Genomic DNA, 1332 nt, shown 5'->3' with positions numbered 1-1332 from the left:
CCCAGGGCCCCATGACCCTCGATCAGCTGGCCGAAGAGGCCTTGTCATTGGTCTGCAAGGAAGCTTGAGCAAATTGAACTAAGCTAGGGTCGATGACGACCGTTGGCGGGTTCCGAGGCGTATCGCACCCTGTATTACGTGACGAGAGGTCGAGTTTGCGTGCGCTAGTTGCTTGTCTGCTTACCTACCTCACGCTGCTGAATGTGCCGACGGCCATGGCGGCGCAGGAGGTGCGTGTCGGCGGCTACCATTTCCCTCCCTATCTGGACAAACCCGAGTCGCCGCATCCACAGGGGCTGGTTCCGGATTTGCTGCATGCGCTCAATGCATTGCAGCGGCAATACCATTTCGTGCTCGTGCCGACGTCGGCGACCCGCCGCTATCGCGACCTGCAGGGCGGGCGCTTCGACCTGATCTTCTTCGAGTCGAGCCTCTGGGGCTGGGACGCGACGCCGCACCTGGAGCTGAACCTTTCCATCGATGATGCCGAGGTCTACGTTGCGGCGGCCGAGCCAGGGCGTGGCCAGGCGTATTTCGACGACCTGAAGGGCAAGCGTCTGGCCCTGTACAGTGGCTACCACTATGGCTTCGCGGGTTTCGAGGCGGATCCCGAGTACCTCGCGCATACGTTCGATGCGCTTATGACCTATTCTCATGACAGCAACCTGCGGATGCTGCTGGCGCGTCGGGTGGATGTGGCGGTGGTGACCTGGTCGTACCTGCAGATGTTCCTCGACCGGAACCCGCAGCTGGTGCCCGAACTGCTGGTTTCCGAGCGTGTCGACCAGCAGTATCGCCATCAGGTGTTGCTGCGTCCTGGCGGGGTGCTGACACCCGATCAGGTGGCCGGAATGCTGAGTGAGTTACAAGAAAATGGTGAGCTTCCTGCGCTACTTCGACGCTATCGTCTGACATTGGCTGGCAAAGTAGTAGCGGACTGAAAAAACTATCTGGTTGGTCAGCAAAGACTCGGGTAGGCTGCACCACAACTAGAAGAAGGATTTTTTGGGGAGTCGACATGCGGCATTCGCGGCGCTGGATTCACGGATGGCTGAGTGCTGTCTCGCTGTTGCTCGTCGGTGCAGTTTCCGCAGCCGAGACCGTCAAGGTCGGCGGTGCGCATTTCCCTCCCTATGTCGACAAATCCAATACGCGAGAGTCGACCGGGCTGCTACCGCAGCTGCTCGAAGCCCTCAATCAGGAGCAGAGCGACTATCACTTCACCATGCTGCCCACGGCCATCGTGCGGCGCTTCGGCGATCTGCAGCGCGGACGCATCGACATGGCGATCTTCGAGAATCCCAGCTGGGGCTGGCAGGACATCGATGCCAC

At 60.2% G+C, this 1332-nt stretch carries 1 protein-coding gene and 1 pseudogene; both read left to right on the top strand.

What is annotated here, in order from left to right:
* Nucleotides 1-155 precede the first annotated feature (155 nt).
* Nucleotides 156-941, top strand: coding sequence for a substrate-binding periplasmic protein (locus J0A65_RS23560; RefSeq protein WP_206596713.1), 786 nt, complete (start codon nt 156-158; stop codon nt 939-941).
* Nucleotides 942-1018: 77 nt separating this feature from the next.
* Nucleotides 1019-1332, top strand: a pseudogene (locus J0A65_RS23555) (hypothetical protein); the annotation flags it as partial.

Source organism: Bowmanella yangjiangensis, assembly GCF_017255015.1.
Taxonomy (GTDB): Bacteria; Pseudomonadota; Gammaproteobacteria; order Enterobacterales; family Alteromonadaceae; genus Bowmanella; species Bowmanella yangjiangensis.
Note: the sequence above shows the minus strand (reverse complement) of the source record. Positions and strands in the feature narration are given on the sequence as shown.